Source organism: Vibrio paracholerae (genome assembly GCF_037672085.1).
GTDB classification, from domain to species: Bacteria; Pseudomonadota; Gammaproteobacteria; order Enterobacterales; family Vibrionaceae; genus Vibrio; species Vibrio cholerae.
The window spans coordinates 107427-127791 of record NZ_JBBHLM010000001.1 but is presented as its reverse complement, the minus strand read 5'-3'; the positions used below and the strand labels follow the sequence as shown (position 1 = coordinate 127791).

Sequence of the window (20365 nt, the reverse complement as noted above, 5' to 3'; positions counted from 1 at the left end):
TAAAGCGTGAGTGCTTTAACGTTAGAGAGTCACCGCTAAGCGTTGGCCTTTGGCGCTACTTTCTAACGCTAACTCAATCAGTTGGATCGATTGCAGCGCCGACTCTGCACTCACGGGATTGGATGCACCGTTTCGGGTTGCCTCAACCACTTGTGCAAAATAGTGCTGATACCCCCCAAGCTCAGTGATGACGTTTTCACTCCCCTCTGCGTGATACAAGATGCCATATTGTTCGGACATTTCCTGCGACCACAGAGGGTGAGTAGGACGCTCTCCGACTTTCAAACGATCTTCCTGCGGATCTAAGCCATATTTCACGTATTTACCTAGGCTGCCGAGGACTTGATAACGCACATTAGGCTCTGGGCTATACAAGTTCGCGTGTAAGCGCACCACATGCTGTGGGTAATACAATTGCAGATCAAAATAATCTATGGTGGTGGCCTCTGGTCGCATCATCCGGCAATCTGCGGATAACGACTGCGGAAGACCAAACAACACTAAGGCTTGATCCAGTAAGTGGGGCGCTAAATCAAACAAAATGCCGCCCCCTTCTTGCGCTTGTTCCCGCCAACGCTGACGAACCACAGGACGATAGCGATCAAAGTGTGATTCGAATACCTTCACGTCACCGAGTTGTCCTTGCTCAATCAGCTTTTTGACTGTCAAAAAATCCCCGTCCCAACGACGATTGTGGAAGACACTCAATAACAGCCCTTGCTGCCTCGCGAGCTCAATCAAGGTGCGGCCTTGTTCAATCTGCGTCACAAACGGCTTTTCGACAATCACGTGCTTGCCATGCTCTAAAGCGAGTTTCGCCAGAGGAAAATGCACATCATTTGGTGCGGTGATAATCACCAAGTCGACATCACTTTCTGTGATGAGCCGCTGCGCCGAATCAAAGTAGGCGATCTGTGGCCAATCTTCTTGTACCACTGGCTGCTGGCTAGAGCTGATCGCGCTTAAGGTGAGCGATTCTAACGTGTCAATAAACGGCAAATGAAACGTTTTCGCAGAGTATCCATAACCGATAACGCCAACCTTAAGTGGGGTATTGGGCATAGCAAGTCGCCTCCAATGGCTTCGCGGGCGATTAGGCCGCTGAAATATAGTGTCGTGGTGAACGCTTTTGATGACGCAGCTCTTGGATAAGCGCATCCACATCCAATTCGATGTTAAAGCGCCGTTTGAGATTGGCCAAAAAGATCGGATCTTCACACATGGCTTTTTCCGGTTGATCGCTGATTTTCGCCACCGGGCGACCTTGACACTCCGCAAGCTTAATCACAATCGAGAGTGGGCGATACTCAACCCCCGCCGCATTACGCCAATTCGCTAAATCATTGGTTAAAAAGGTGCCGATCCCGAAAGAAATCTTCACTCGCCCAGCAAAATATTCACACAGATCCAGTGCCTGCCCGAAATCCAAACCATCCGAGAAAATGAAAAGCTTGGTGGTGGGATCAATCCCCAACTGCTGGTAGTGGGCAATCATTTTATCCCCCCAACGGAATGGGCAGCCCGAATCATGGCGTACACCATCATAAGCGTTTGCAAAATGACGGTTGAAATCATTCAAGAAGGCATCGATGGTTAAAGTATCGGTCGGGGCAATGGCGAGCATGCCATCAAACGCCGTCAACCAGCGCTCTAACGCCACTTGTTGTGAATCGCGCTCATTAACCAAAGCTTGATGCCCCATAAACCATTCATGGGCGATGGTGCCAATCGGCTTTAAATCAAATTCACGAGCGAAATGGTAGTTGCTGGTACCCAGCACCCATTGTGGGATCTCTTGCTTCAGGCAAGCCAACACATCACGCTGCACTTGGCTAGAAAAGCGGCGGCGGGTCCCCATTTCGGTCAAAGAAAAGTTGTTGATCCCACGACGCTCAATCTCCGCTTTTAATTGTTCAAGCTTGGTTTTGAGCACCTTCAGTGGTAAATCAGCAGGCACCTCAGCCCAACGCTGACGGCTGCGTACTTCAGATACGATCGCCATGACTAAGGTTTCATACAAAATCGTGTCACGCCAACTGCCACGAATACTGATCCGCAGTTGCTGTTTTCCACCTTGTTTGACAATCCCCATTTCTACTTGCTCTTGAGGCACAAAATGGAAGTAACGCAGCGATTGCAAGAAGGTCGCTTTGAGATGCGGCGCATGCTGAGTCAAATAATGAATATCGGCATCCGAAAAGCGCAATGTGCCAAGATGAGCTATCTCTTGACGGATGGCATCAAGAAGTCCGCTAGCATCCTCTTCACTGCGCACAATCAATTCATAGCGCACCGACACATCCGGATAAAAATGGTGTATCGCTTGCATCATATTGATTTTATAAGCATCAAGATCGAGCAGGCTACGAATGATGTGGGGAGAAAACAGGCGTGGATTCATGATTGCCGTCCTTCAGTACACTTCGGATGTTAGTAACATTTTGTTGCTAACTTTTGCAGGCACGATAATGGAGCCCTCTATGTTTGTCAACTTTTGTGACAAACCCACAATAAAGAGAAGGAATCTTCGGTTAAAGCACAGCCAGCACGCCTTCTATACCCAAACTACTTGGAGTTGCAGGTAGGCGGAAAATGAGTGAATCCCCATGAGCATAGGTACACTATGTGATTGGGGTGAGCGAATGCTGCCAACACCGCTGCAGCTTCAAGTAGGAAGGGTATATGGTATTCAGTCTGCTATAAACTGCCCAATATTCGGTTAATCACATTTTGTTATTTACATTTGACCCTTACCATTCAGTTACCTAGAATAGCCGCACCCTAATGTAGGAACCTTGTATGATTGTCACCATTGATATGATCTGTTTGCGCCTTGCCCCCAAGGGCATTGAGACCTTGTTGGTCAAACGCAGCAATCCAAACCGCCCTGATTGCGGTCTTTGGGCGATTCCCGGTGGTTGGGTGTTTGATGAGGATCTCAGCGCACAAGGTGGCGAACCCGCTGACAAAGATTTTGATTCTGCGCGTCGGCGCATCTGCCGCCAGAAAATCCATACTTACCCCAACTTCATCAGTGATCCTTTGGTGGACGGTAATCCTAAGCGCGACCCAAGCGGTTGGAGCATCAGTATTTCTCACTATGCCCTGCTCAATCATTCCAACGTCACGCAGATTGAAGAGGCTGGGATGGATAAGAGCCGTGTTAATTGGTTTGCACTAGAGACGATTTTGCAAGGTAAACAAGTGCTGGCGTTTGATCATGTGGCGCAAATTCAGCATGCATGGAAAAAACTGCGCGCAGCGGTTGAGTACACTTCAGTAGTGCTGTTTTCACTTGAGCAGGAGTTTTTGGTGGCGGATATTATTGAGGCTTACGCCAAATTCGGAGTGGACGTCAATCGCATGACGGTAAAACGTCGGCTGATCGATACCGGGGTAATTGTCAGTACCAATAAAATTGCCGCCTCTAGCAAAGGTAAAGGCGGCAAACCTGCGACGGTTTATCGCTTAGCCAGTAACGAAGTCATCTATTTTCAAACTTGCTTGCGTGGCTAAAAAACTAAACACTTACGGGAAGGTGATTTGGAACTGGTTCAAGGTGCCCAATTTACCACCGAAGTGATCTTGGATCTCAAGACGCCACTCTCCTTCAGCAGCAGACGGATCAACATCATTTAGCGTGAATTGCACTTTATAACTTTGGCCACGATCATAACGGTTTGCTTGCTTCAATACCCAATAGCTTCCATCTGGAGCATACAGCCTAATGCTCAGATCGCCACGGTATTCATGGGTAATGTCAATCGCAACCTGTGCTGTGCTGGATTGCTGAGCACTTACCACGATCGGCAAAGTCAGGATCTTCATATCCGGTAATGCAAGCGGGCCTTTTATCGTAAAAACGTTATTCGTATTGTCTGTCGGTTCTGTATCCCCGGGATTTCCATCATCAACCGGAGGATTTGTGCCCGTGTAAACTTGCGCAATATGTGGGGCCGTGAGGCCTATCGCACGTACTGAGTTGGCATAATCTTTCACACCACAAGGAGCACCTTCACACTGTAAATTGGGGCTAGAGAACTTATAACTGCGCCCCACGCCAAATAAGTGCGGGTATGCCATGATGGTGGCAAATTGCCCTTTAATCCCATAGCCATAAGCATCGACTTCCGTGCCATCTTTAAGATGTGGAAGATAGAGTGAACCATCTTTATTTTGATACTGCTCATGAGCATGCTGAAGACCAAAGTTATGCCCTAATTCATGGATAAAGGTTTCCGCGCCACACTCATTTAAATAGCTATGGCTATACATGCTTTTCTTTGCATTTTGTGGATATTTCCACGCTGAAGGAGCCACAATCCAAGCCAAACCACAGCTAATTGAGTAACCACCATTCGAGAGACGCTCATAATCGGGCGAGTTATTGACATTAAGGTAGCGAAAAATAGCCACCATATCCGCCCCAACTTGTTGACGGTAAGCTTCAACATCCGCAAAAGCTGGGTCGAGCCGATTAGATGGAGTTGCAGCATAGAGCACTTCACTCTGAGATTTCTTCAATCCCGGTTGTGTGTCGTATTGCACTTCTTTGGTTGCGGCTAAATTAACATTGATGTCCAGACCACTGTCTTTCAGGACTTTGTTCGCTACGTTCACGCTGTGCTGCATTTGAGCGACATGCTCTTGCTTAAACCCTTTCGCAGTATCTGGGGTGTATAAGCCTAATACATCAATTTGGGTCGTAGCCCAAATCGCGGGTGAGCAAAGTCCGACACTTACGGCCAGTGCCAATGACGCCTTTTTCATAATAACTCCTAGTTTTTGTGTAAATGCGCGATAAGCGCGAGGTTAATGAGCGCGATCGTGCGATTGCGTATCGTGCTCGAAACCGTGGCTATCAGGGACTTGGTACACCCATGCTTGGTGTCCGACCCCTTCTATTTTGATAGAACCTTGGGGATGACCAATAAAACCCATGATGGAATGTTGGCCAAAAGTGAACGTCACCGGAAAAGTGCCACCCTGCGTCTCAAAGTTTCCGGCCCATGTTTGTATGCCTTGAGCTTGAGTTTGCGCCTCATCAATCAGAACTCGAATACTCTCTCCATTTGGAAGCTGCAAAGTGGCTGAATCCCCCGCCATTAACACGCGAAACTGATCGATATTTTCAAATTCAATCGCTTGAATATCAGTGACGGCTTGGCTCTTCGGCTTCAGGTCTGCCAGTTCAGGCGTAGGATTGATGGGCTGCCAGACTTGCTCTACGTTTTGTGGCTCGGTCACGCGAGGATCTTCACCTAGCTCTTGCACTTCTTCCTGCTCATTCACTACCCGATTTTCCGTTGACTCAAGCTCAACAGCAGGGTGTTCATGAATCGATAACTCAATCTCAGGTGCTGGTTTCGGAGCGATGACGTGCTCCTGTCGCTCATCAGGCAAGTTAGTACGCGGTGTACTTGAATAGGTAAAATAGAGTAAAGAAATACCTAAAAATAATAGAACAACAAACGATAAAAATAACAATCTTGATAGCTTCATTTGATACACATCCGTGATGAATAAGTGTTGTTGTTATAAATAAAAACGACATAGGATCACAATCTAGATTGTGTGACTTTGTACCAGAAATAAAAAACAACATAATGGAATTAAATAAATCACTGAATGGTGATCAAATTTTATCAATACGTATATTTATCATAATTTAATTCATGACATTGATTTGAATATTTCATGACATATTTAAAACAGTCTAGATTAGATAAATAAAAGCCTGCAAAGGAGATTGCAGGCTAAAGTGAGTGAATTCGTTACTTAAGTACATTCTAAAAGTGGTTCTCGTTCATTTTCGATGACATGATCTATCCACCGATATAATCCGTTCGCCACGACTCTACCCGATTTGGTCAAGCCGTAATAAACCGTAACGGGTATGGTAGGCTGCTGCTCACGCCATACCCAGCCAATCTCTTCAAGCATCTTCAATCTGTGGCTTAACATTTTTGCTGAAATGCCATTCAATGAATATTGAAGTTCACCAAAACGAGCGGACTCAGAAGAGTCTAAATGCCAAAGTATATGCGTGACCCACTTCATTGATATTCTCTCTAACTGCTGTAAGGCAACCGTATCATTAATGGGTATTCTTGGTGATTTGATATTTACGTCCACGAATATTCTCTATTTTGCTGTGTTTGATTTTCCATCATAACACTGGAATAGATTTATTAAAATTATTCGCTCATCGATAATCCGATTACAAATAGTTAGTAGGTGGATTATGTTTCCTTTTATCTACATATTATAAAACGGTAATTAGTGCTTTCATTATATGAATATCCAATAATCAATATACAAGAAACATATTTGCAACAAAAAATCATAAAAATACGATAATTTACATTAAGTCTTATTCTGATTTTTTGAACAAGCAATCATCATGGTGAACTTTCTCTTGGCCTTTAGCCAAACGACTTGGAGTTGCAGGAATGTGTGATGGCACGGTCACGGTTGCCGAGACTCAAATCTCAGGAATGACTGATCATCTTCTGTTGCATCAAAGCCATACTGGATTGGTTTACAGCCATAAAACCGCCCGTCAAATTGACTACTTTATTCGCCACAATCAATTTCAGCATGAAAAAAAACCCGAATGAGATGATAAGCCTCTATTCGGGGGAGCCAGGTGAATAATGCGCTTGGCAAAAGAACCACTCTCAACGCATGGATAGAAGGAGAAAGTGGTTGGTCACAGCGGTTCTGTGACAGACAATCTATCACTCACTCTGGCATTTAGCAGGCTGTTTATCCCAATTGGTTTAATAGCTTAACCCGATGACTTATTATCAATAGCTTGAATATAAAGCGCTTTTTGATGAAGCAGGCAATCGACCACCTTAAAACGTGCTGCTTTGACCAGATTGGCTAAGGTTTGTCGTGATACCTGCATTTGCAATGCAGCCTGCTGTTGCTGCAAGCCAAGCTGATCAACTAATCTCAATGCTTCCAGTTCATCTGGGGCTAACTCAACACTATCGAGTTGGCTGATAGGAACACCATTGGGTTTAAAACACGATGCTGGCGGGTGACACTCAATTCGGCGCGGAATTTTAGGACGAGCCACGAGAAAGATTCCTTTTGCTATTCACCGGGCCATTGAAAAGCAAATGCAGAGGGAATTCAACTGACAGATGACTCAGACAGCATAACTTCAGGCATTAGTCCAATTGGCCGCATAAACTGCCCACTTAACAGAACACACGCCATTTCTGGCAATCCAATCGATTTGCTGATTGCATATTTTCGCTTTGTAGCCGAGAGTGAGTGCAGTTTAGATTGAGGGAGGGAGAAGTATGTCGTTGGTGAACTTTCTGCAACTGCTCTGTTTGGCTGCGATTTGGGGCGGATCATTTCTTTTTATGCGTATTGCTGCCCACAGCTTTGGTCCCGCTTACCTGATAGAAGCTCGCGTAGGATTTGCCGCGCTCAGTCTCTTTTTGGTGGCGCAACTATTTAGGCGATCACTACCGATACGCCAGCATTGGCCACATTTTTTGATTTTGGGTTTAATCAATACCGCCGTTCCCTTTTTACTGTTTGCTTATGCGGCGTTAACTCTAAATGTGTCAACACTCTCCATACTCAACTCCACAGCACCCATTTGGGGAGCAGTGATTGGCTTTCTCTGGCATGGTACTCCCCTCTCCCGTAAAGCGGTGGCTGGGCTTCTGTTAGGCGTAAGCGGTGTGGCGGTTATTGTAGGATGGGATATGGTGGCGATAGGAAATCAAGCTCTGCTACCAATGATATGCGCCGGGCTCGCAGCAGCCAGTTACGGCTTAGCCACCAACTACACCAAACAAGCACCACAAGTCTCCGCTTTTGAAAATGCTCATGGCAGTATGTGGGCCGCATGCTTATGGGTTGCCCCACTGATGTGGTTTGTTCCTCTACGTGAAACGCCTTCCAGCCTTGAATGGGGAGCGGTGATATTGCTTGGGGTCATTTGTACTGGGCTAGCCTACTTGATCTATTTCCGTTTGGTGAAAGCCATTGGTGCGGCATCCACACTTTCCGTCACCTTCCTCATCCCCGTTTTTGGCATCTTGTGGGGCTACTGGATCCTTGATGAACCGATAGGGCTCAATACCCTGTTTGGTACTCTATTAGTCTTGGCAGGTACCATGTTGGTTACCGGTTTTTCTCTACGTAGCGCCCTAACTTCACACCAACCCCAACCGCATTAATCCTCTTCACCCACGCCATTTTCACCCGATGATAATGGCGATTTTTGTTGCATATACAAACTTATATGTTGCATTTGATAATAAAGGTAAGATTTAAAACTAAAACTTTGTTACCAAATACGACAAAAACCAGCCATTTAAGTGATAAAGATCACAACCAAACAGCGAGATTTGCTTTTTATTTTCGAGTTTTTGATTACGCCTGCTAACCTCCGGCTCGCTTTGCAATGATGTCAGAGCGAAAAACTATAAGGAGTGTTCTGGATGAATACCAAAAAACCGTTATCGCTCACCGCTAAGGTCATCCTTGGTATGGTAGCCGGTATTTTGACTGGATTTGCGATTCGCGCCCTGTTTGCAGGAAATGGATTTGTAGACGCATATATCGTTAATGGACTGTTTGATGTTGGCGGCAAGATTTTTATCGCCAGCTTGAAAATGTTAGTCGTACCACTGGTGTTTGTTTCACTGGTTTGTGGCACGAGCTCACTCAAAGATCTCTCTACGCTAGGCAGAATGGGCAGTAAAACCTTAGGTTTTTATCTCGCCACCACCGCGATTGCCATTACTCTTGCGCTCACTATGGGCAGCTTGTTTCAACCAGGAGCAGGGGCAGATTTAACCGCCGCCAGCAGTTTTGCCTCTGCGGAAGCCCCGTCTCTGGGTAAAGTGATTGTGGATATGTTCCCAACCAATCCAATCAGTGCAATGGCACAAGGCAATACCTTGCAAATCATTATCTTTGCCGTTCTGTTTGGTGTGGCGATCAGTGCTGCTGGCAAACCCGGAGAGCGCATTGCTCAGGTGTTCAATGATCTCAACGAAGTGATCATGAAACTGGTTGCGATGCTGATGCACTTGGCTCCTTACGGCGTATTTTTCTTGATGGCCAAGCTCTTCACCGGACTCGGACTTGGCGCAATTTTGAATTTAGCGGAATACTTTGTGGTGCTTACGGGGACGTTGTTACTGCATGCCTTCGTCACCTATGGGTTGATGCTAAAAACCTTCGCAGGCCTGAATCCAATGGTGTTTTTCCGCAAAATGGAAGATGCGATTATGTTTGCATTTTCGACAGCGTCATCGAATGCCACCATTCCTATCACCATGGAAACGGTGAAAAACCGTTTGGGCGTGGATAACAAAGTGGCCTCCTTCACCGTACCTCTCGGTGCAACAGTGAACATGGATGGCACTGCGATCATGCAAGGTGTGGCGACGGCATTTATTGCGCAAGCCTTTAATATCGATCTCACTATGACCGATTACCTGATGGTGATCCTGACCGCGACGCTGGCTTCTGTCGGCACCGCGGGTGTCCCTGGCGTTGGCTTAGTTATGCTCGCCATGGTACTTAACCAAGTGGGTCTGCCACTGGAAGGGATTGCGCTGATTATGGGTGTCGATCGCCTACTGGATATGATCCGCACTGCGGTGAATATCACTGGTGATGCCTGTGTCTCTTGTATTGTGGCGAAATCTGAAAACGCCTTTGATGAAGCTCGCTTTGCCGATCCAAAAGCGGGTGAAAAAGAAGAAGCGGTTCACTTATCTCAAGCTCAGTAAACTTAGCGACTTCATTTTCATTGAATGTGACATAGAAAAAAGGCCTCGCACTGTGCGAGGCCTTTTCTATTTTAGCGAGGAGATTATACCCAAACTACTTGGAGTTGCAGGTAGGCGGCAAGTGAGTGCATCCCCATGAGCATAGATACACTATGTGATTGGGGTGAACGAACGTAGCCAACACCGCTGCAGCTTCAAGTAGGAAGGGTATAGCTGATTATAAAAACAGGTTCATCACCCACATCGCACCAAACGCATTCAATACTGAAATACCAATCATCACTGGGATGTAGCGCCCTTCAGTACCAATCGGACCAAGAATACGGCCGATGTATTGCACTTGTGAACCCATCAGATAGATAGCGGGAGCCAAAATTGCGATGTGCGTACCATTCAAAATCCCTTGGTCAAACAAGGTGATCACCACACCCACAGCGCCGCCCATCGACATCCATGCACCAATCAACACCGCAGCCGCTTCACCCGGCAATCCAAAGACCGCCATCACAGGAGAAAATACTGTCCCCATCAGCTCTAGCGCGCCGGTAATTTGCAACGCTTTGATGATAACAAACGCCATCAATACATTAGGTACAGTAGACGTCGTCGCAATTACCCAGCCTTTCTTCGCCCCTTCGACAAAAATATCCGTCACCATTGGCTTTTTCATATTGACGTTACTCATCGGGTCGCTTCCTCTAGTTGGGTCTCTGGGTTAGATGATTCTTCTTTGCCTTCCGTCAGATTTAGGTAGAGACGGAACAGGTTGGCACCGACAATTTTGAAGATAAACATCACACCAACCGCAAGACCGATAGAAGAAGTGACCGCTGCGGAACCATCCGCTAACGTGAGCGTAAACAGCACCGCACCCGATGAGAAAAAGTTAACTATGGTGGCCCCTGCAGAGAATTGGAACATGGTAAACACATCCGCTTCACGCTTAGTCATATGTCCTTCATCTTTGAGCTGACGAGTCATCGCCGCACCCGCATCAGCACTTTGCAAAGAAGCAATCAGCCCTAAACCTGAATTACCCGGAACGCCCATGATTGGACGAAGCAGAGGAGTCAGTAGCTTACGTGCCGCATCGAGCGCACCGTAATGTTCCAGCACATTGATCATGCCTAATGCAAACATCACGGTTGGAATTAAGGTCAGTGCGAAAAGAAAACCATCACGCGCACCGCTACCGCCTTGACCACGCAAAGAAGTGGTCGCCACTTGCAGGCCGTCGGCCGTTTCACTCACGTTGTAAGCTACCTTGCCAAAGGCACCGTTTAACGTGGTGAAATCAAATACTCCATACCACTGGTTGGATTGCAGCAAGCCAGAAAAAAAGACTACGGCGAAGGCTAACGCAATGTAGCATCCCCAAGTCACTTTTCGCTCCTGCGCTGTCGATTGACTCATAATTACCTCTATGAAGTTGGAACAGATTGGACGTCATGGTGCACGGATTGCGTGCTAGAGATAATGATCGAGGTCAATGAGTCGATGAAACTCATCTCACAATGAAAAATAAAATTTTATTTTGTTAAAACAATACGAGAAAGCATGATGAATTAATTTATTTCAGCCTAAAACCACAACAAACCACTTCACGCCATCTATGGCATCCACCCCTTTTCTAATGTTAAGCAAATCGCACCTTGCTAAAAAATGATGAATAAACAACCATTTCTAAGCTAAGTCACAACTTCAAATTCCGCATAGGTCTACTCTTTCTCAGGACTTTCTCCCATCACCACCTTAAAACTTGAAGCCGATCTTCAATAGAAGGGGATATCAACAGGAGTTTTGTTATGACGGGCCGGATCGCACTACTTTCTCTTACGCTTTTTTCGCCACTCAGTTTAGCGTCTACCCCAGATGGACAAGCTTTAGATTTCACCCACTCGACGATCGGTTATGCTGCGCTCCTGATATTCGCCATCGCTTATACCTTGGTAATGCTGGAAGAGTATCTGCAACTACGTAAATCGAAACCAGTATTGCTGGCTGCTGGGCTGATTTGGGCCATGATTGGCTATGTTTATCAACAAACAGGCTCGACCGAGGTAGCTCGTCAGGCGTTAGAACACAATTTGCTTGAATACGCAGAGCTACTGCTATTTTTATTGGTCGCCATGACCTACATCAGCGCGATGGAAGAGCGGCGTCTGTTTGATGCACTCAAAGCGTGGATGATCAACAGAGGCTTTAATTTTCACACTCTATTTTGGATAACAGGTTGGCTGGCCTTTTTCATTTCTCCTATTGCCGATAACCTAACTACCGCGCTATTGATGTGTGCCGTGGTACTGAAAGTCGGTGGTGAAAACCCTAAATTCGTCAGTTTAGCTTGCGTTAATATCGTGATTGCTGCCAACGCGGGAGGAGCCTTCAGCCCCTTTGGCGATATCACCACCCTTATGGTGTGGCAGGCTGGGCATGTCAGCTTCCTTGAGTTTATGGATCTGTTTCTCCCATCCTTAGCCAACTATCTGGTGCCTGCATTGATCATGTCGCTCTTTGTCCCACATCAAACGCCTTCCAGCATTCAAGAAGTGGTCGAGCTTAAACGCGGAGCAAAACGCATCGTCATTCTGTTCCTCTTTACCATCCTCTCCGCCATCACTTTCCATGCATTATTTCACTTCCCGCCAGTGATCGGCATGATGATGGGGCTCGCCTATTTGCAGTTTTTTGGCTATTTCCTACGTAAAACGCTGGCTAGCTCACTGGCTAAGAAAACGGCGCTTGCCATGGCAAAGAATGATGAAGCGGCACTAAAACGTATTGGTTCCGTGGTGCCATTTGATGTCTTTCGCAGTATTTCTCACGCCGAATGGGATACCTTACTGTTTTTCTATGGGGTTGTGATGTGTGTCGGAGGCTTGAGCTTACTCGGCTATCTAGGTTTAGTATCGGAAATCCTCTATACCGAATGGAACCCCATCTGGGCCAACGTACTGGTTGGGCTACTTTCTTCGGTGGTCGATAACATTCCTGTCATGTTTGCTGTACTGTCGATGCAGCCCGAAATGTCTCTCGGCAACTGGCTACTGGTCACTCTCACCGCAGGAGTCGGCGGCAGTTTGCTATCGATTGGCTCTGCAGCAGGTGTGGCGCTCATGGGCGCGGCTCATGGCAAATACACGTTCTTGAGCCACTTGAAATGGACTCCCGTCATTCTGCTTGGTTATGTGGTCAGTATCGTGTTGCATTTGCTGCTCAATAATCAATCATTTACATAATATGACCGATTGAAATCACTTCCTACTTGAAATGAGTCCCAAACAGAACAACCTCTCTACCGTTTGGCTCATTGAGTGTTACTGGCTGACGCATTTTTCGGTTCTGCGTTCAGCTTGACCCAGTTATTACTGAGGTGGAACATCGCACAGGCGCTGCAAGTGAGGACTTCGCCTTGTCCATGAATGGTCATGACCAAATCATCACGTTTTTCTTTGGAGTTATTACGGATCTGAATCCGCAAAGTTTTGCCATCAACGCTAAATGGGCGCTCCCATTTTTGCTGCGCCGAATGCATGTACACGACGCCCTGCCTAAACTCCAACACATCTTTGTTGTGCGGATTATCATACAGACCATTAAAGGCCAAGGTTTCTCGGTTCACAAAGTTTTCCAGCTCCTCTTGAAAACAGCCGCTTAATAGCAATACGCTCAAGATGAGAATGATGGGTTTCAAGTTAGCCATGTTCATAATCTTATCCTTATCTTCGTTGCTCCAACTCCAGCAGGAAGGCTTTACGTTCTAAACCACCCGCATACCCGGTCAATCGGCCGTTTTTTCCAATCACTCGATGGCAAGGCACAATGATCGAAATCGGGTTTTTACCATTCGCGAGTCCAACGGCTCTTACTGCCTTAGGGTTGCCTATTGCTTCTGCCAGTTGTTGATAGCTCCATGTTTCCCCATAAGGGATCTCGCATAGTGCGTGCCAAACCGACTGCTGAAATGCCGTGCCGTTGGCGGCCAACGGTAGCTCGAATTGAGTGCGCTGACCTGAAAAATACTCATCCAGTTGGCGTATCGTTTTGTTAAGTATAGGACATTCTTTCACATAGTCGCCCAAATGCTCAGGTTGAGTCGTTTGGGTAGCAAACCATACGCCTAATAAGCCTTGAGAGCTCGCTTGTAAGGTCATTGGCCCGAGGGGGGATGAGTAGTCAGTAAAATGGCTCATTTAGTGGCTCCAGCAATGAAAAGTGGCATAACTGCCCCAAGGGGCGACCGATTCGGCAGTTAACTGAGGAAATTTCGCCAGTGCTTTTTTCACGATCAAATCTCCGGTTAAAAAATAGTGGCTACGTGATTCACCGCGCAATTGCGCGTAATCGACGGTCCAAGGACCAATCCCGCTAACGCTTGCGAGAAAAAATATTCAACATCCTCTTCTTTCGGTAGGTTGGCTGGGCAAATCGGGCGGCAAAAAATCCCTGTGGTTTTAACCGCAACAAAAAAACGCCCATTAAACCGTGGATCTCGGCTCATCCGAGCGCGTTGGCACACCTCCGCGGATAATTCATTAAGCAATGTCATCAAAGCCTCCTGCTCGCTTTTTTGTTCAGTCTATCCAGTTCCGCTGTCTAGACTAGCCATTTTCGGAACAGAATGCAGAGACTAAGCCGCAAAAGTTTCTTCAATAATTTTGAACAAGAGCATCAGCCTAATGGGATTCTCTGCACAAGGCTCATCCCATAAACTTCATTTCATCAAACATACAGACCATTTGAGTCATTCGAAAATTTCAACCCAGTCTATCACCGTATAGCCTGAGTCAACTGAGAGGATTTATTGATGAATACTTTATTAAAAACTGCTTTAACTTCAACAAGCTCATGGGCTCCCCTAGCACTGCGCCTTCCCCTAGCCATCATTTTTATGGCGCATGGTGCACAAAAACTGTTTGGTTGGTTCGGCGGTTACGGCCTTGAAGGCACAGGTCAATGGATGGCTTCGATTGGCTTAGAGCCTGGCGTAGCGATGGCATTTCTGGCCGGAAGTGGGGAGTTTTTTGGCGGATTAGCCATTTTGCTAGGTCTGCTGACACGTCCTGCCGCACTGGTACTGTCTGTCACCATGCTGGTCGCGATTTTTAGCGTGCACTTTAGCCACGGCTTATTCTTAAGCAACGGCGGTTACGAGTTTGGCTTGGCTCTGTTAGCAGGCTCTGTTTCACTGCTGGTTTCAGGTGCAGGTCGTCTGAGCCTCGATAATCTGCTACTGAAGCGTTTGGCATAAGTCACTTCAAGCAGAAAGGGGGAATCGTGTTAAGCGATTCCCCCTTTCTCGTACCTATGACTTAATCAGTGCTCAATCACACGGCTTCCACTTTGTCCACCGTTCGCACCACACTGAAAGGGTCTAACGTTTTCATCAACTTCTCCACCTGCACTATCGCCTCAATGGAAGAGCTATTTTTGCGATAGCTCAGATAAAGTGGGCGCTGCCAATCATTCACCTCGGACACGCGATGTAATTGCCCTGCATCCAATAAGGGTTGCACCATGGTTTGCGGTAAGTAAGCGCTGCCCCCTTTCTCCAAAATGAAATCTAACGCAATTCTTGCCGTCGACGTTCTTAAAAAAGGCGCTGGCGCTTTAGGGTGGCGGTCGGCATGTTCTGAAGCAAAACGCGCGCCCCAATCGACATAAACGTAGCGGTTTTCAAACACGCTATCGGCATCGTCAGACTTAGTGGATATCAACACGAGAACCAAATCAGCCACTTTTTTGCATTGCAATTCTTCGGCTTTGATCGGATCCAGAGCGAAAGCCATATCCAAAGTACGCTCTAGCAAGCCGCGGTTCAATTGTTCTCGCCCCATGACTTCTGCCAAAAAGCCATAGCCTTCAAAAGTATCGGTAATACGGCTTAAACAATGCTGTAAGTAGGCATCCCAAATGTTAGGCGTACCGCCTAATGTGAGCTGTAAAGCCTTACCGCCTTCGAGCGATAATTCAAATTTCGCCTGCTGCAACGTCGCGACCATGACCTCGGCATACCCGACCAAACGTTCACCGGCAGAGGTCAATTTGATGTTGTTACGGTCACGGGTAAACAACTGAGCATCGAAATGATTTTCAAGTTGTTTGATGCGCGCACTCACCGCCGCTTGCGTCAAATACAGATTTTCAGCAGCACGACCAAAATGGCGAACTTTGGCCAGTTCAAGAAAGGTGCGAAAGACTTTTACGTCCATATAGTTTCCTCTGATGTTACCCGTGAAGATTAACAAGTAAGAAGTATTATGACGATAAAAAATTTTTGTTTTTCTTTTCCGAAGATTACGCCTAACTTTCGCCGTGACCCACGGCTACAAGGTGGTTGAACATATTCACACGAGGTTGACATGTCTGAGACAGCATTTCGTCAAGGAAAAAAACGTTTTTTCGATACTAAGAAGTTCCCAAGAGGCTTTGCTAAATCTGGAGACTTTACTCTAGCAGAAGAGGATATCCTAACTCGGTATGGCGACACTATGCTCGGTTTGGAGAGTGGTGAGCTACAGCCCGAAAATGCCGATGAAGAGCATTTTCTAAAAGTACTCGCCAATCCAGAGTTAGCAGAAAATAAGTTAGAGAAAGCTTGGGTGAAATACACCCGTCTGGCTCGTGGCCGCAAGCGTTTCCATACCTTGAATGGCCGCAACAAGCCTGATGGCGTTGAAGATTACACCGACGACGAACCAAGCTTGAGTGAGGAAGATTAATCTTTCCTTCGGGCTACAGAAATAATTTGTAGCCCTCTGGCATGGATGGACGAGAATTGGTGTCCTTTGAGAGGAAAGATGCCTAACCCAGTTTCTAACGTTTATTCTCTTGAAGAGATGTTATCGCTGATCCAGCGAGAGCAGCCTTTCGCCGGAGAGCTCGAATCTGCTGGCTGTTTTATCAAGATAGAAGACTATCTGCCTGTGGTCTGCACCGCTATCCATGCGGGAAGCCGTTTACGCGAAGATTTGCTCAAACAGTGCCAACTGAGTAAAACGGAGCGTAATCTTGAAGAAGCACCTTATACCGATCAATTTATTGCCTCCCAGCCCATCACTTTGTGTGGCCTCGATTCTCGCTTCGAGTACGATCTGAACCGCGCAAAAACCCTCAGTACCCGCTATAAATCTGCCTGGAATCGCCCTTTGAGCGATAAACAGCGTACCGAGAGCCATCGTAAGCACAGCGCGTTTTATCAACTCTATGAGGCGTTAATCCGCAAACTTGAAGCGATGCATGGCATGGTGATTGTGTTTGATATGTACGCTTACAACTATAAACAGCTGGGTGATAAACCGACGCCAGTGTTTAACGTAGGTACCGCACAAATCGACATGCAGCGTTGGGGCTCCGTGGTGAAGCGTTTCTGTGCTGAACTGAGTAAAATTCAGCTACCGCACATCGAAAATAGCACCGAAATCAACGCGGTATTTGAAGGCCGTGGCTATTTAATTGCCCATACCAACGCCCATTTTGACCGAACGTTAGTACTCCCCACCGAAGTAAAAAAAGTCTTCATGGAGGAGGATACTGGCACTGTCTATCCCTTGGTGCTAAACGCGCTGTGTAGCGGCCTTAAAGGTGCATTGAGCCAAACCAGTGCCTATTTTCAGCGTCGTCATAATCGTCGCCGAATAAGCAAAGCGAAAATGCTTGGCTCATCGATTGAACCCGCAATTTTGAGTATTGATGATGCGCTGTCCAAACTGACGCGCAAAGTTGAGACACTTAAATACGTCAACCCAACCAATATCAATATTGAGCAGAAGCGTTTTGAAGCGGCACCGAGTCGCTACAAACCTGAGTTTCGCTATAAACAGTTACCTATCAACGCCAATGAATTTAAGCAGCAACTGTATCAATTGCCAATTGAGACCATTTCCGATCCTGATTTGAAACAGTTGTACGGCTCGATGGTCGATAAGCTGAGCGAAAAAATCGACTTGCTCACCAGCATAGGTCAAGAATCCTTTCTGTATAACTCGCTGCGTTTTTATGGCCGCCCGAACCGTACCGCGATAGAAAACGCGAAATTTCTACTCTACGCCAAGACGTTACCGGAAGAGAAAGGCGAGCTGTATAACGCGGATCAAGCCGCTGAAATCATGCTGAAAAAAGCACAAGAATGGGGTATGCATTGCCATATTACACCCACAGCATCACTGGCAGCGCGGGCGATGGTGAGTGGCAAAAAGCCTCCAACCTTATATCTCAATAGCAAGGTGATGTATTCACATGCAGAGATACAGCGCCTAATTCAGCATGAAATTGGCGTTCATCTCGCCACCACTTTTAACGGCCGCATGCAGCCTTTACGCGTGTTTTCGATTGGTTTACCCGGCGCAACAGAGTCACAAGAAGGGTTGGCCATTTTGGCAGAATACAAAGCGGGTTATATGTCGCATGAGCGACTCAAAACCTTGGCAACGCGAGTGTTGGCGGTCGATTCCATGCTTAAAGAGCACAATTTCTACCAAACCTTCAGCTACTTAACCGAAGAGTATGGTGTCGATCGAGAAAGCGCCTTTGTGACCACCACACGGGTGTATCGCGGCGGAGGTTTCACCAAAGATCACCTTTATCTTGAAGGGTTTATCAATACCTTGCAGCAAGCACAAAAGCGCAGCTTAGATAATCTGTTGGTCGGGAAATGCAGCTATCAATATCTTGATTTAATTGATGAGCTGGTCGAGCGCGGTTGGCTGATTAAACCCCAATTCCGTTTCGATGATTTAGGCAGCGAGCCAGAGCCCACCCTCAAATATTTGATTGAGTCGCTACGCCACTAACTCACTTGAGGCAATAAGCTCACTCGATACAAGAGGATCTTTCTCCCAAAGCCCTGACGCAGGCCACTGCTCAGGGCTTTTTTAGGGAGATGAATCAGCACTATATCCAAATGACTTAAAACATCAGGTAAAAATATCCTGCATTATTTCGCCAACATGCTCAGTTTTTTCAGGAAACTGTCACGTAAGTGCTCCTGCTCATAGGCCAAATGGTAGGTATTGTGGAAGCCAATCTTCAGCTCAACACCGTTACCACGCATGAAGATGTTGTAGCCATCATAATCCGCATACGCTTCAATTCCTTCATAGATCTTGCCAAATTCAGTGGGTGAGCCATTTTCCATTACCGTTTCATACGCCGATAAGACTTTGCTCGGTTCCAGTTCATTTTTCATGATCTTTTTCCTCGACATGTGCCCATAATCAGTATTGGCAGTTAGGCGCCAGCTTGCCAGTTTATGATCTGCGTCAGCGCAAAAAAACACTTAATTTTGGCCATAAATTTTTTGAGACCCGTTATATTGGACGAAGCTTATCTTGATAGGACAAGGCTCTAGATTGCCGAACATCCACCCGATTCAAGCCTATTGGTTGGCCGCTTTTATCAAGACTATAATTTTTTGACCTAAAACAATGGCAGTTCAACCTTACTTATTTTATAATGCAAATTAACATAAACCCACTCTGCTTTGTTTGCACTAGGGCACTCAGTAGGAAGGGAATTGCAAGGCATCATAAATTCAAATCTAGGGGCAATACATGAGACTTATCCCACTGAAAGCGGCAGCACAAGTTGGTAAATGGGCGGCTGCACACATTGTTAAGCGTATCAACGAGTTTCAACCAACAGCTGAACGTCCTTTTGTATTGGGACTCCCTACTGGTGGCACACCACTCGCGACTTATAAAGCGCTGATTGAAATGCATAAAGCGGGTGAAGTGAGCTTCAAACACGTCGTCACTTTCAACATGGATGAGTATGTTGGCCTAGCCGCAGACCACCCTGAGTCTTACCGCTCATTCATGTACAACAACTTCTTCAATCACATTGATATCCAAGAAGAAAATATCAATCTGCTGAACGGCAATACCGATGATCACGAAGCAGAATGCAAGCGCTACGAAGACAAAATCAAATCTTACGGTAAGATCAACCTGTTCATGGGTGGTGTAGGTAACGATGGCCACATCGCCTTTAATGAACCAGCGTCTTCTCTCTCTTCACGCACTCGTATCAAAACCCTGACCGAAGATACTCGTATCGCTAACTCACGTTTCTTTGATGGTGATATCAATCAAGTGCCTAAGTATGCGCTCACTATCGGCGTAGGCACATTGCTGGATGCACAAGAGATCATGATTCTCGTGACTGGGCACAACAAGGCGCTGGCACTGCAAGCAGCGGTTGAAGGGAGTGTAAACCACCTATGGACTGTCTCTGCACTGCAACTGCACCCTAAAGCGGTGATCGTATGTGACGAGCCATCAACCCAAGAGCTGAAAGTGAAAACCGTTAAATATTTCACTGAGCTAGAAGCCAAAAATATCGTAGGCTTCTAAGATAAATCTCACTCAGCGAATAAAAACGCCCCGATATGATATTCGGGGCGTTTTTATTCATAACTCTCTTCAACCACTGAGAGTCTATTCGGGTCAGAAGGGGCTCAAATACATGTATACCCAAACAACTTGGAGTTGCAGGTAGGCGGCAAGAGAGTGAATCCCCATGAGCATAGATAAACTATGTGATTGGGGTGAGCGAACGTAGCCAACACCCCTGCAGCTTCAAGTAGGAAG

General features: G+C 46.5%; 20 protein-coding genes and 3 pseudogenes. 9 read left to right on the top strand and 14 right to left on the bottom strand.

Going from position 1 to position 20365, the window contains the following annotated elements; genetic code table 11:
• Positions 1-21: 21 nt before the first annotated feature.
• Entirely contained in the window at positions 22-1062 is a 1041-nt protein-coding gene (locus R4537_RS00530; RefSeq protein ID WP_071178969.1) for an oxidoreductase, read from the bottom strand.
• Between the two features lie 31 nt (positions 1063-1093).
• Complete coding sequence (gene pncB / locus R4537_RS00525) at positions 1094-2401, bottom strand: nicotinate phosphoribosyltransferase (RefSeq protein ID WP_071178968.1); 1308 nt, start codon at positions 2399-2401, stop codon at positions 1094-1096.
• 398 nt (positions 2402-2799) lie between these two features.
• Between pncB and R4537_RS00520 the strand changes: the two genes are divergently transcribed.
• A complete protein-coding gene (locus R4537_RS00520) occupies positions 2800-3516 on the top strand; it encodes an NUDIX hydrolase (protein ID WP_000637375.1) in 717 nt (238 codons plus the stop codon).
• Positions 3517-3528: 12 nt separating this feature from the next.
• Here the strand turns inward: R4537_RS00520 and R4537_RS00515 are convergent, their stop codons facing one another.
• The 3 genes from R4537_RS00515 to R4537_RS00505 all read right to left on the bottom strand — a co-directional run bounded on the left by R4537_RS00515 (position 3529) and on the right by R4537_RS00505 (position 6135).
• Complete coding sequence (locus R4537_RS00515) at positions 3529-4770, bottom strand: zinc-dependent metalloprotease family protein (protein ID WP_071178967.1); 1242 nt, start codon at positions 4768-4770, stop codon at positions 3529-3531.
• Positions 4771-4812: 42 nt separating this feature from the next.
• The gene (locus R4537_RS00510) at positions 4813-5502 is read right to left on the bottom strand and encodes a hypothetical protein (RefSeq protein ID WP_071178966.1); all 690 of its coding nucleotides are present in this window, start codon (positions 5500-5502) and stop codon (positions 4813-4815) included.
• 276 nt (positions 5503-5778) lie between these two features.
• Positions 5779-6135: a winged helix-turn-helix transcriptional regulator gene (locus R4537_RS00505; RefSeq protein WP_080483442.1), complete on the bottom strand. Its 357-nt coding sequence runs from the start codon at positions 6133-6135 to the stop codon at positions 5779-5781.
• A gap of 302 nt (positions 6136-6437) precedes the next feature.
• Here R4537_RS00505 and R4537_RS00500 point away from each other — a divergent pair.
• A pseudogene (locus R4537_RS00500) lies at positions 6438-6620 on the top strand (triacylglycerol lipase); the annotation flags it as partial.
• A gap of 170 nt (positions 6621-6790) precedes the next feature.
• Here the strand turns inward: R4537_RS00500 and R4537_RS00495 are convergent.
• The gene (locus R4537_RS00495) at positions 6791-7087 is read right to left on the bottom strand and encodes a DUF134 domain-containing protein (protein WP_071178965.1); all 297 of its coding nucleotides are present in this window, start codon (positions 7085-7087) and stop codon (positions 6791-6793) included.
• A gap of 229 nt (positions 7088-7316) precedes the next feature.
• Between R4537_RS00495 and R4537_RS00490 the strand changes: the two genes are divergently transcribed.
• Positions 7317-8210 (top strand): DMT family transporter, encoded by an 894-nt coding sequence (locus tag R4537_RS00490; protein WP_071178964.1) that lies wholly within the window; start codon positions 7317-7319, stop codon positions 8208-8210.
• Between the two features lie 264 nt (positions 8211-8474).
• On the top strand, positions 8475-9776 hold the full coding sequence (locus R4537_RS00485) for a dicarboxylate/amino acid:cation symporter (RefSeq protein WP_071178963.1): 1302 nt from the start codon (positions 8475-8477) through the stop codon (positions 9774-9776).
• A gap of 217 nt (positions 9777-9993) precedes the next feature.
• On the opposite strand, the gene R4537_RS00480 is transcribed toward R4537_RS00485, so the two are convergent.
• Complete coding sequence (locus R4537_RS00480; protein WP_000073204.1) at positions 9994-10461, bottom strand: YjiG family protein; 468 nt, start codon at positions 10459-10461, stop codon at positions 9994-9996.
• On the bottom strand, positions 10458-11189 hold the full coding sequence (locus tag R4537_RS00475) for a nucleoside recognition domain-containing protein (protein ID WP_000083620.1): 732 nt from the start codon (positions 11187-11189) through the stop codon (positions 10458-10460). Before R4537_RS00475 ends, R4537_RS00480 begins: the two co-directional genes overlap by 4 nt.
• Positions 11190-11581: 392 nt before the next feature.
• Here R4537_RS00475 and nhaD point away from each other — a divergent pair, with 392 nt between their 5' ends.
• Positions 11582-13015: a sodium:proton antiporter NhaD gene (nhaD, locus tag R4537_RS00470; RefSeq protein ID WP_071178962.1), complete on the top strand. Its 1434-nt coding sequence runs from the start codon at positions 11582-11584 to the stop codon at positions 13013-13015.
• A 68-nt stretch (positions 13016-13083) separates the two neighbouring features.
• Here nhaD and R4537_RS00465 read toward each other — a convergent pair whose 3' ends face one another.
• The 4 genes and pseudogenes from R4537_RS00465 to R4537_RS00450 form a co-directional block, all read right to left on the bottom strand.
• Positions 13084-13485, bottom strand: a complete 402-nt coding sequence (locus R4537_RS00465; protein ID WP_071178961.1) for a hypothetical protein — start codon at positions 13483-13485, stop codon at positions 13084-13086.
• 10 nt (positions 13486-13495) lie between these two features.
• Positions 13496-13969 (bottom strand): methylated-DNA--[protein]-cysteine S-methyltransferase, encoded by a 474-nt coding sequence (locus R4537_RS00460; RefSeq protein ID WP_071178960.1) that lies wholly within the window; start codon positions 13967-13969, stop codon positions 13496-13498.
• Positions 13970-14152, bottom strand: a pseudogene (locus R4537_RS00455) (DNA-3-methyladenine glycosylase 2 family protein); the annotation flags it as partial.
• Positions 14143-14325, bottom strand: a pseudogene (locus tag R4537_RS00450) (Ada metal-binding domain-containing protein); the annotation flags it as partial. The pseudogenes R4537_RS00450 and R4537_RS00455, both read right to left, overlap by 10 nt.
• A 258-nt stretch (positions 14326-14583) precedes the next feature.
• Here R4537_RS00450 and R4537_RS00445 point away from each other — a divergent pair.
• Positions 14584-15027: a DoxX family protein gene (locus R4537_RS00445; RefSeq protein ID WP_071178958.1), complete on the top strand. Its 444-nt coding sequence runs from the start codon at positions 14584-14586 to the stop codon at positions 15025-15027.
• A gap of 76 nt (positions 15028-15103) precedes the next feature.
• Here the strand turns inward: R4537_RS00445 and R4537_RS00440 are convergent, their stop codons facing one another.
• On the bottom strand, positions 15104-15988 hold the full coding sequence (locus tag R4537_RS00440) for a LysR family transcriptional regulator (RefSeq protein ID WP_071178957.1): 885 nt from the start codon (positions 15986-15988) through the stop codon (positions 15104-15106).
• 150 nt (positions 15989-16138) lie between these two features.
• Here R4537_RS00440 and R4537_RS00435 point away from each other — a divergent pair, with 150 nt between their 5' ends.
• Both R4537_RS00435 and R4537_RS00430 read left to right on the top strand, forming a co-directional pair.
• A complete protein-coding gene (locus R4537_RS00435) occupies positions 16139-16498 on the top strand; it encodes a MaoP family protein (RefSeq protein WP_071178956.1) in 360 nt (119 codons plus the stop codon).
• 78 nt (positions 16499-16576) lie between these two features.
• Positions 16577-18568: a flavohemoglobin expression-modulating QEGLA motif protein gene (locus R4537_RS00430; RefSeq protein WP_001133565.1), complete on the top strand. Its 1992-nt coding sequence runs from the start codon at positions 16577-16579 to the stop codon at positions 18566-18568.
• A 143-nt stretch (positions 18569-18711) separates the two neighbouring features.
• On the opposite strand, the gene R4537_RS00425 is transcribed toward R4537_RS00430, so the two are convergent.
• Complete coding sequence (locus tag R4537_RS00425; protein ID WP_000787145.1) at positions 18712-18963, bottom strand: DUF3081 domain-containing protein; 252 nt, start codon at positions 18961-18963, stop codon at positions 18712-18714.
• A 364-nt stretch (positions 18964-19327) separates the two neighbouring features.
• Here R4537_RS00425 and nagB point away from each other — a divergent pair, with 364 nt between their 5' ends.
• The gene (gene nagB / locus R4537_RS00420; RefSeq protein WP_001237050.1) at positions 19328-20128 is read left to right on the top strand and encodes a glucosamine-6-phosphate deaminase; all 801 of its coding nucleotides are present in this window, start codon (positions 19328-19330) and stop codon (positions 20126-20128) included.
• The last annotated feature ends 237 nt before the right edge of the window (positions 20129-20365 follow it).

Excerpts from the sequence above, each read along its gene's own strand:
- R4537_RS00465 (WP_071178961.1), bottom strand. The coding sequence starts at position 13,485 with ATGAACATGGCTAACTTGAAACCCATCATTCTCATCTTGAGCGTATTG.
- R4537_RS00430 (WP_001133565.1), top strand. The coding sequence starts at position 16,577 with ATGCCTAACCCAGTTTCTAACGTTTATTCTCTTGAAGAGATGTTATCG.
- R4537_RS00530 (WP_071178969.1), bottom strand. The coding sequence starts at position 1,062 with ATGCCCAATACCCCACTTAAGGTTGGCGTTATCGGTTATGGATACTCT.
- R4537_RS00480 (WP_000073204.1), bottom strand. The coding sequence starts at position 10,461 with ATGAGTAACGTCAATATGAAAAAGCCAATGGTGACGGATATTTTTGTC.
- R4537_RS00485 (WP_071178963.1), top strand. The coding sequence starts at position 8,475 with ATGAATACCAAAAAACCGTTATCGCTCACCGCTAAGGTCATCCTTGGT.
- R4537_RS00425 (WP_000787145.1), bottom strand. The coding sequence starts at position 18,963 with ATGAAAAATGAACTGGAACCGAGCAAAGTCTTATCGGCGTATGAAACG.
- R4537_RS00445 (WP_071178958.1), top strand. The coding sequence starts at position 14,584 with ATGAATACTTTATTAAAAACTGCTTTAACTTCAACAAGCTCATGGGCT.
- R4537_RS00515 (WP_071178967.1), bottom strand. The coding sequence starts at position 4,770 with ATGAAAAAGGCGTCATTGGCACTGGCCGTAAGTGTCGGACTTTGCTCA.
- R4537_RS00440 (WP_071178957.1), bottom strand. The coding sequence starts at position 15,988 with ATGGACGTAAAAGTCTTTCGCACCTTTCTTGAACTGGCCAAAGTTCGC.
- R4537_RS00475 (WP_000083620.1), bottom strand. The coding sequence starts at position 11,189 with ATGAGTCAATCGACAGCGCAGGAGCGAAAAGTGACTTGGGGATGCTAC.
- R4537_RS00520 (WP_000637375.1), top strand. The coding sequence starts at position 2,800 with ATGATTGTCACCATTGATATGATCTGTTTGCGCCTTGCCCCCAAGGGC.
- R4537_RS00435 (WP_071178956.1), top strand. The coding sequence starts at position 16,139 with ATGTCTGAGACAGCATTTCGTCAAGGAAAAAAACGTTTTTTCGATACT.
- nhaD (WP_071178962.1), top strand. The coding sequence starts at position 11,582 with ATGACGGGCCGGATCGCACTACTTTCTCTTACGCTTTTTTCGCCACTC.
- pncB (WP_071178968.1), bottom strand. The coding sequence starts at position 2,401 with ATGAATCCACGCCTGTTTTCTCCCCACATCATTCGTAGCCTGCTCGAT.
- R4537_RS00510 (WP_071178966.1), bottom strand. The coding sequence starts at position 5,502 with ATGAAGCTATCAAGATTGTTATTTTTATCGTTTGTTGTTCTATTATTT.
- nagB (WP_001237050.1), top strand. The coding sequence starts at position 19,328 with ATGAGACTTATCCCACTGAAAGCGGCAGCACAAGTTGGTAAATGGGCG.
- R4537_RS00490 (WP_071178964.1), top strand. The coding sequence starts at position 7,317 with ATGTCGTTGGTGAACTTTCTGCAACTGCTCTGTTTGGCTGCGATTTGG.
- R4537_RS00460 (WP_071178960.1), bottom strand. The coding sequence starts at position 13,969 with ATGAGCCATTTTACTGACTACTCATCCCCCCTCGGGCCAATGACCTTA.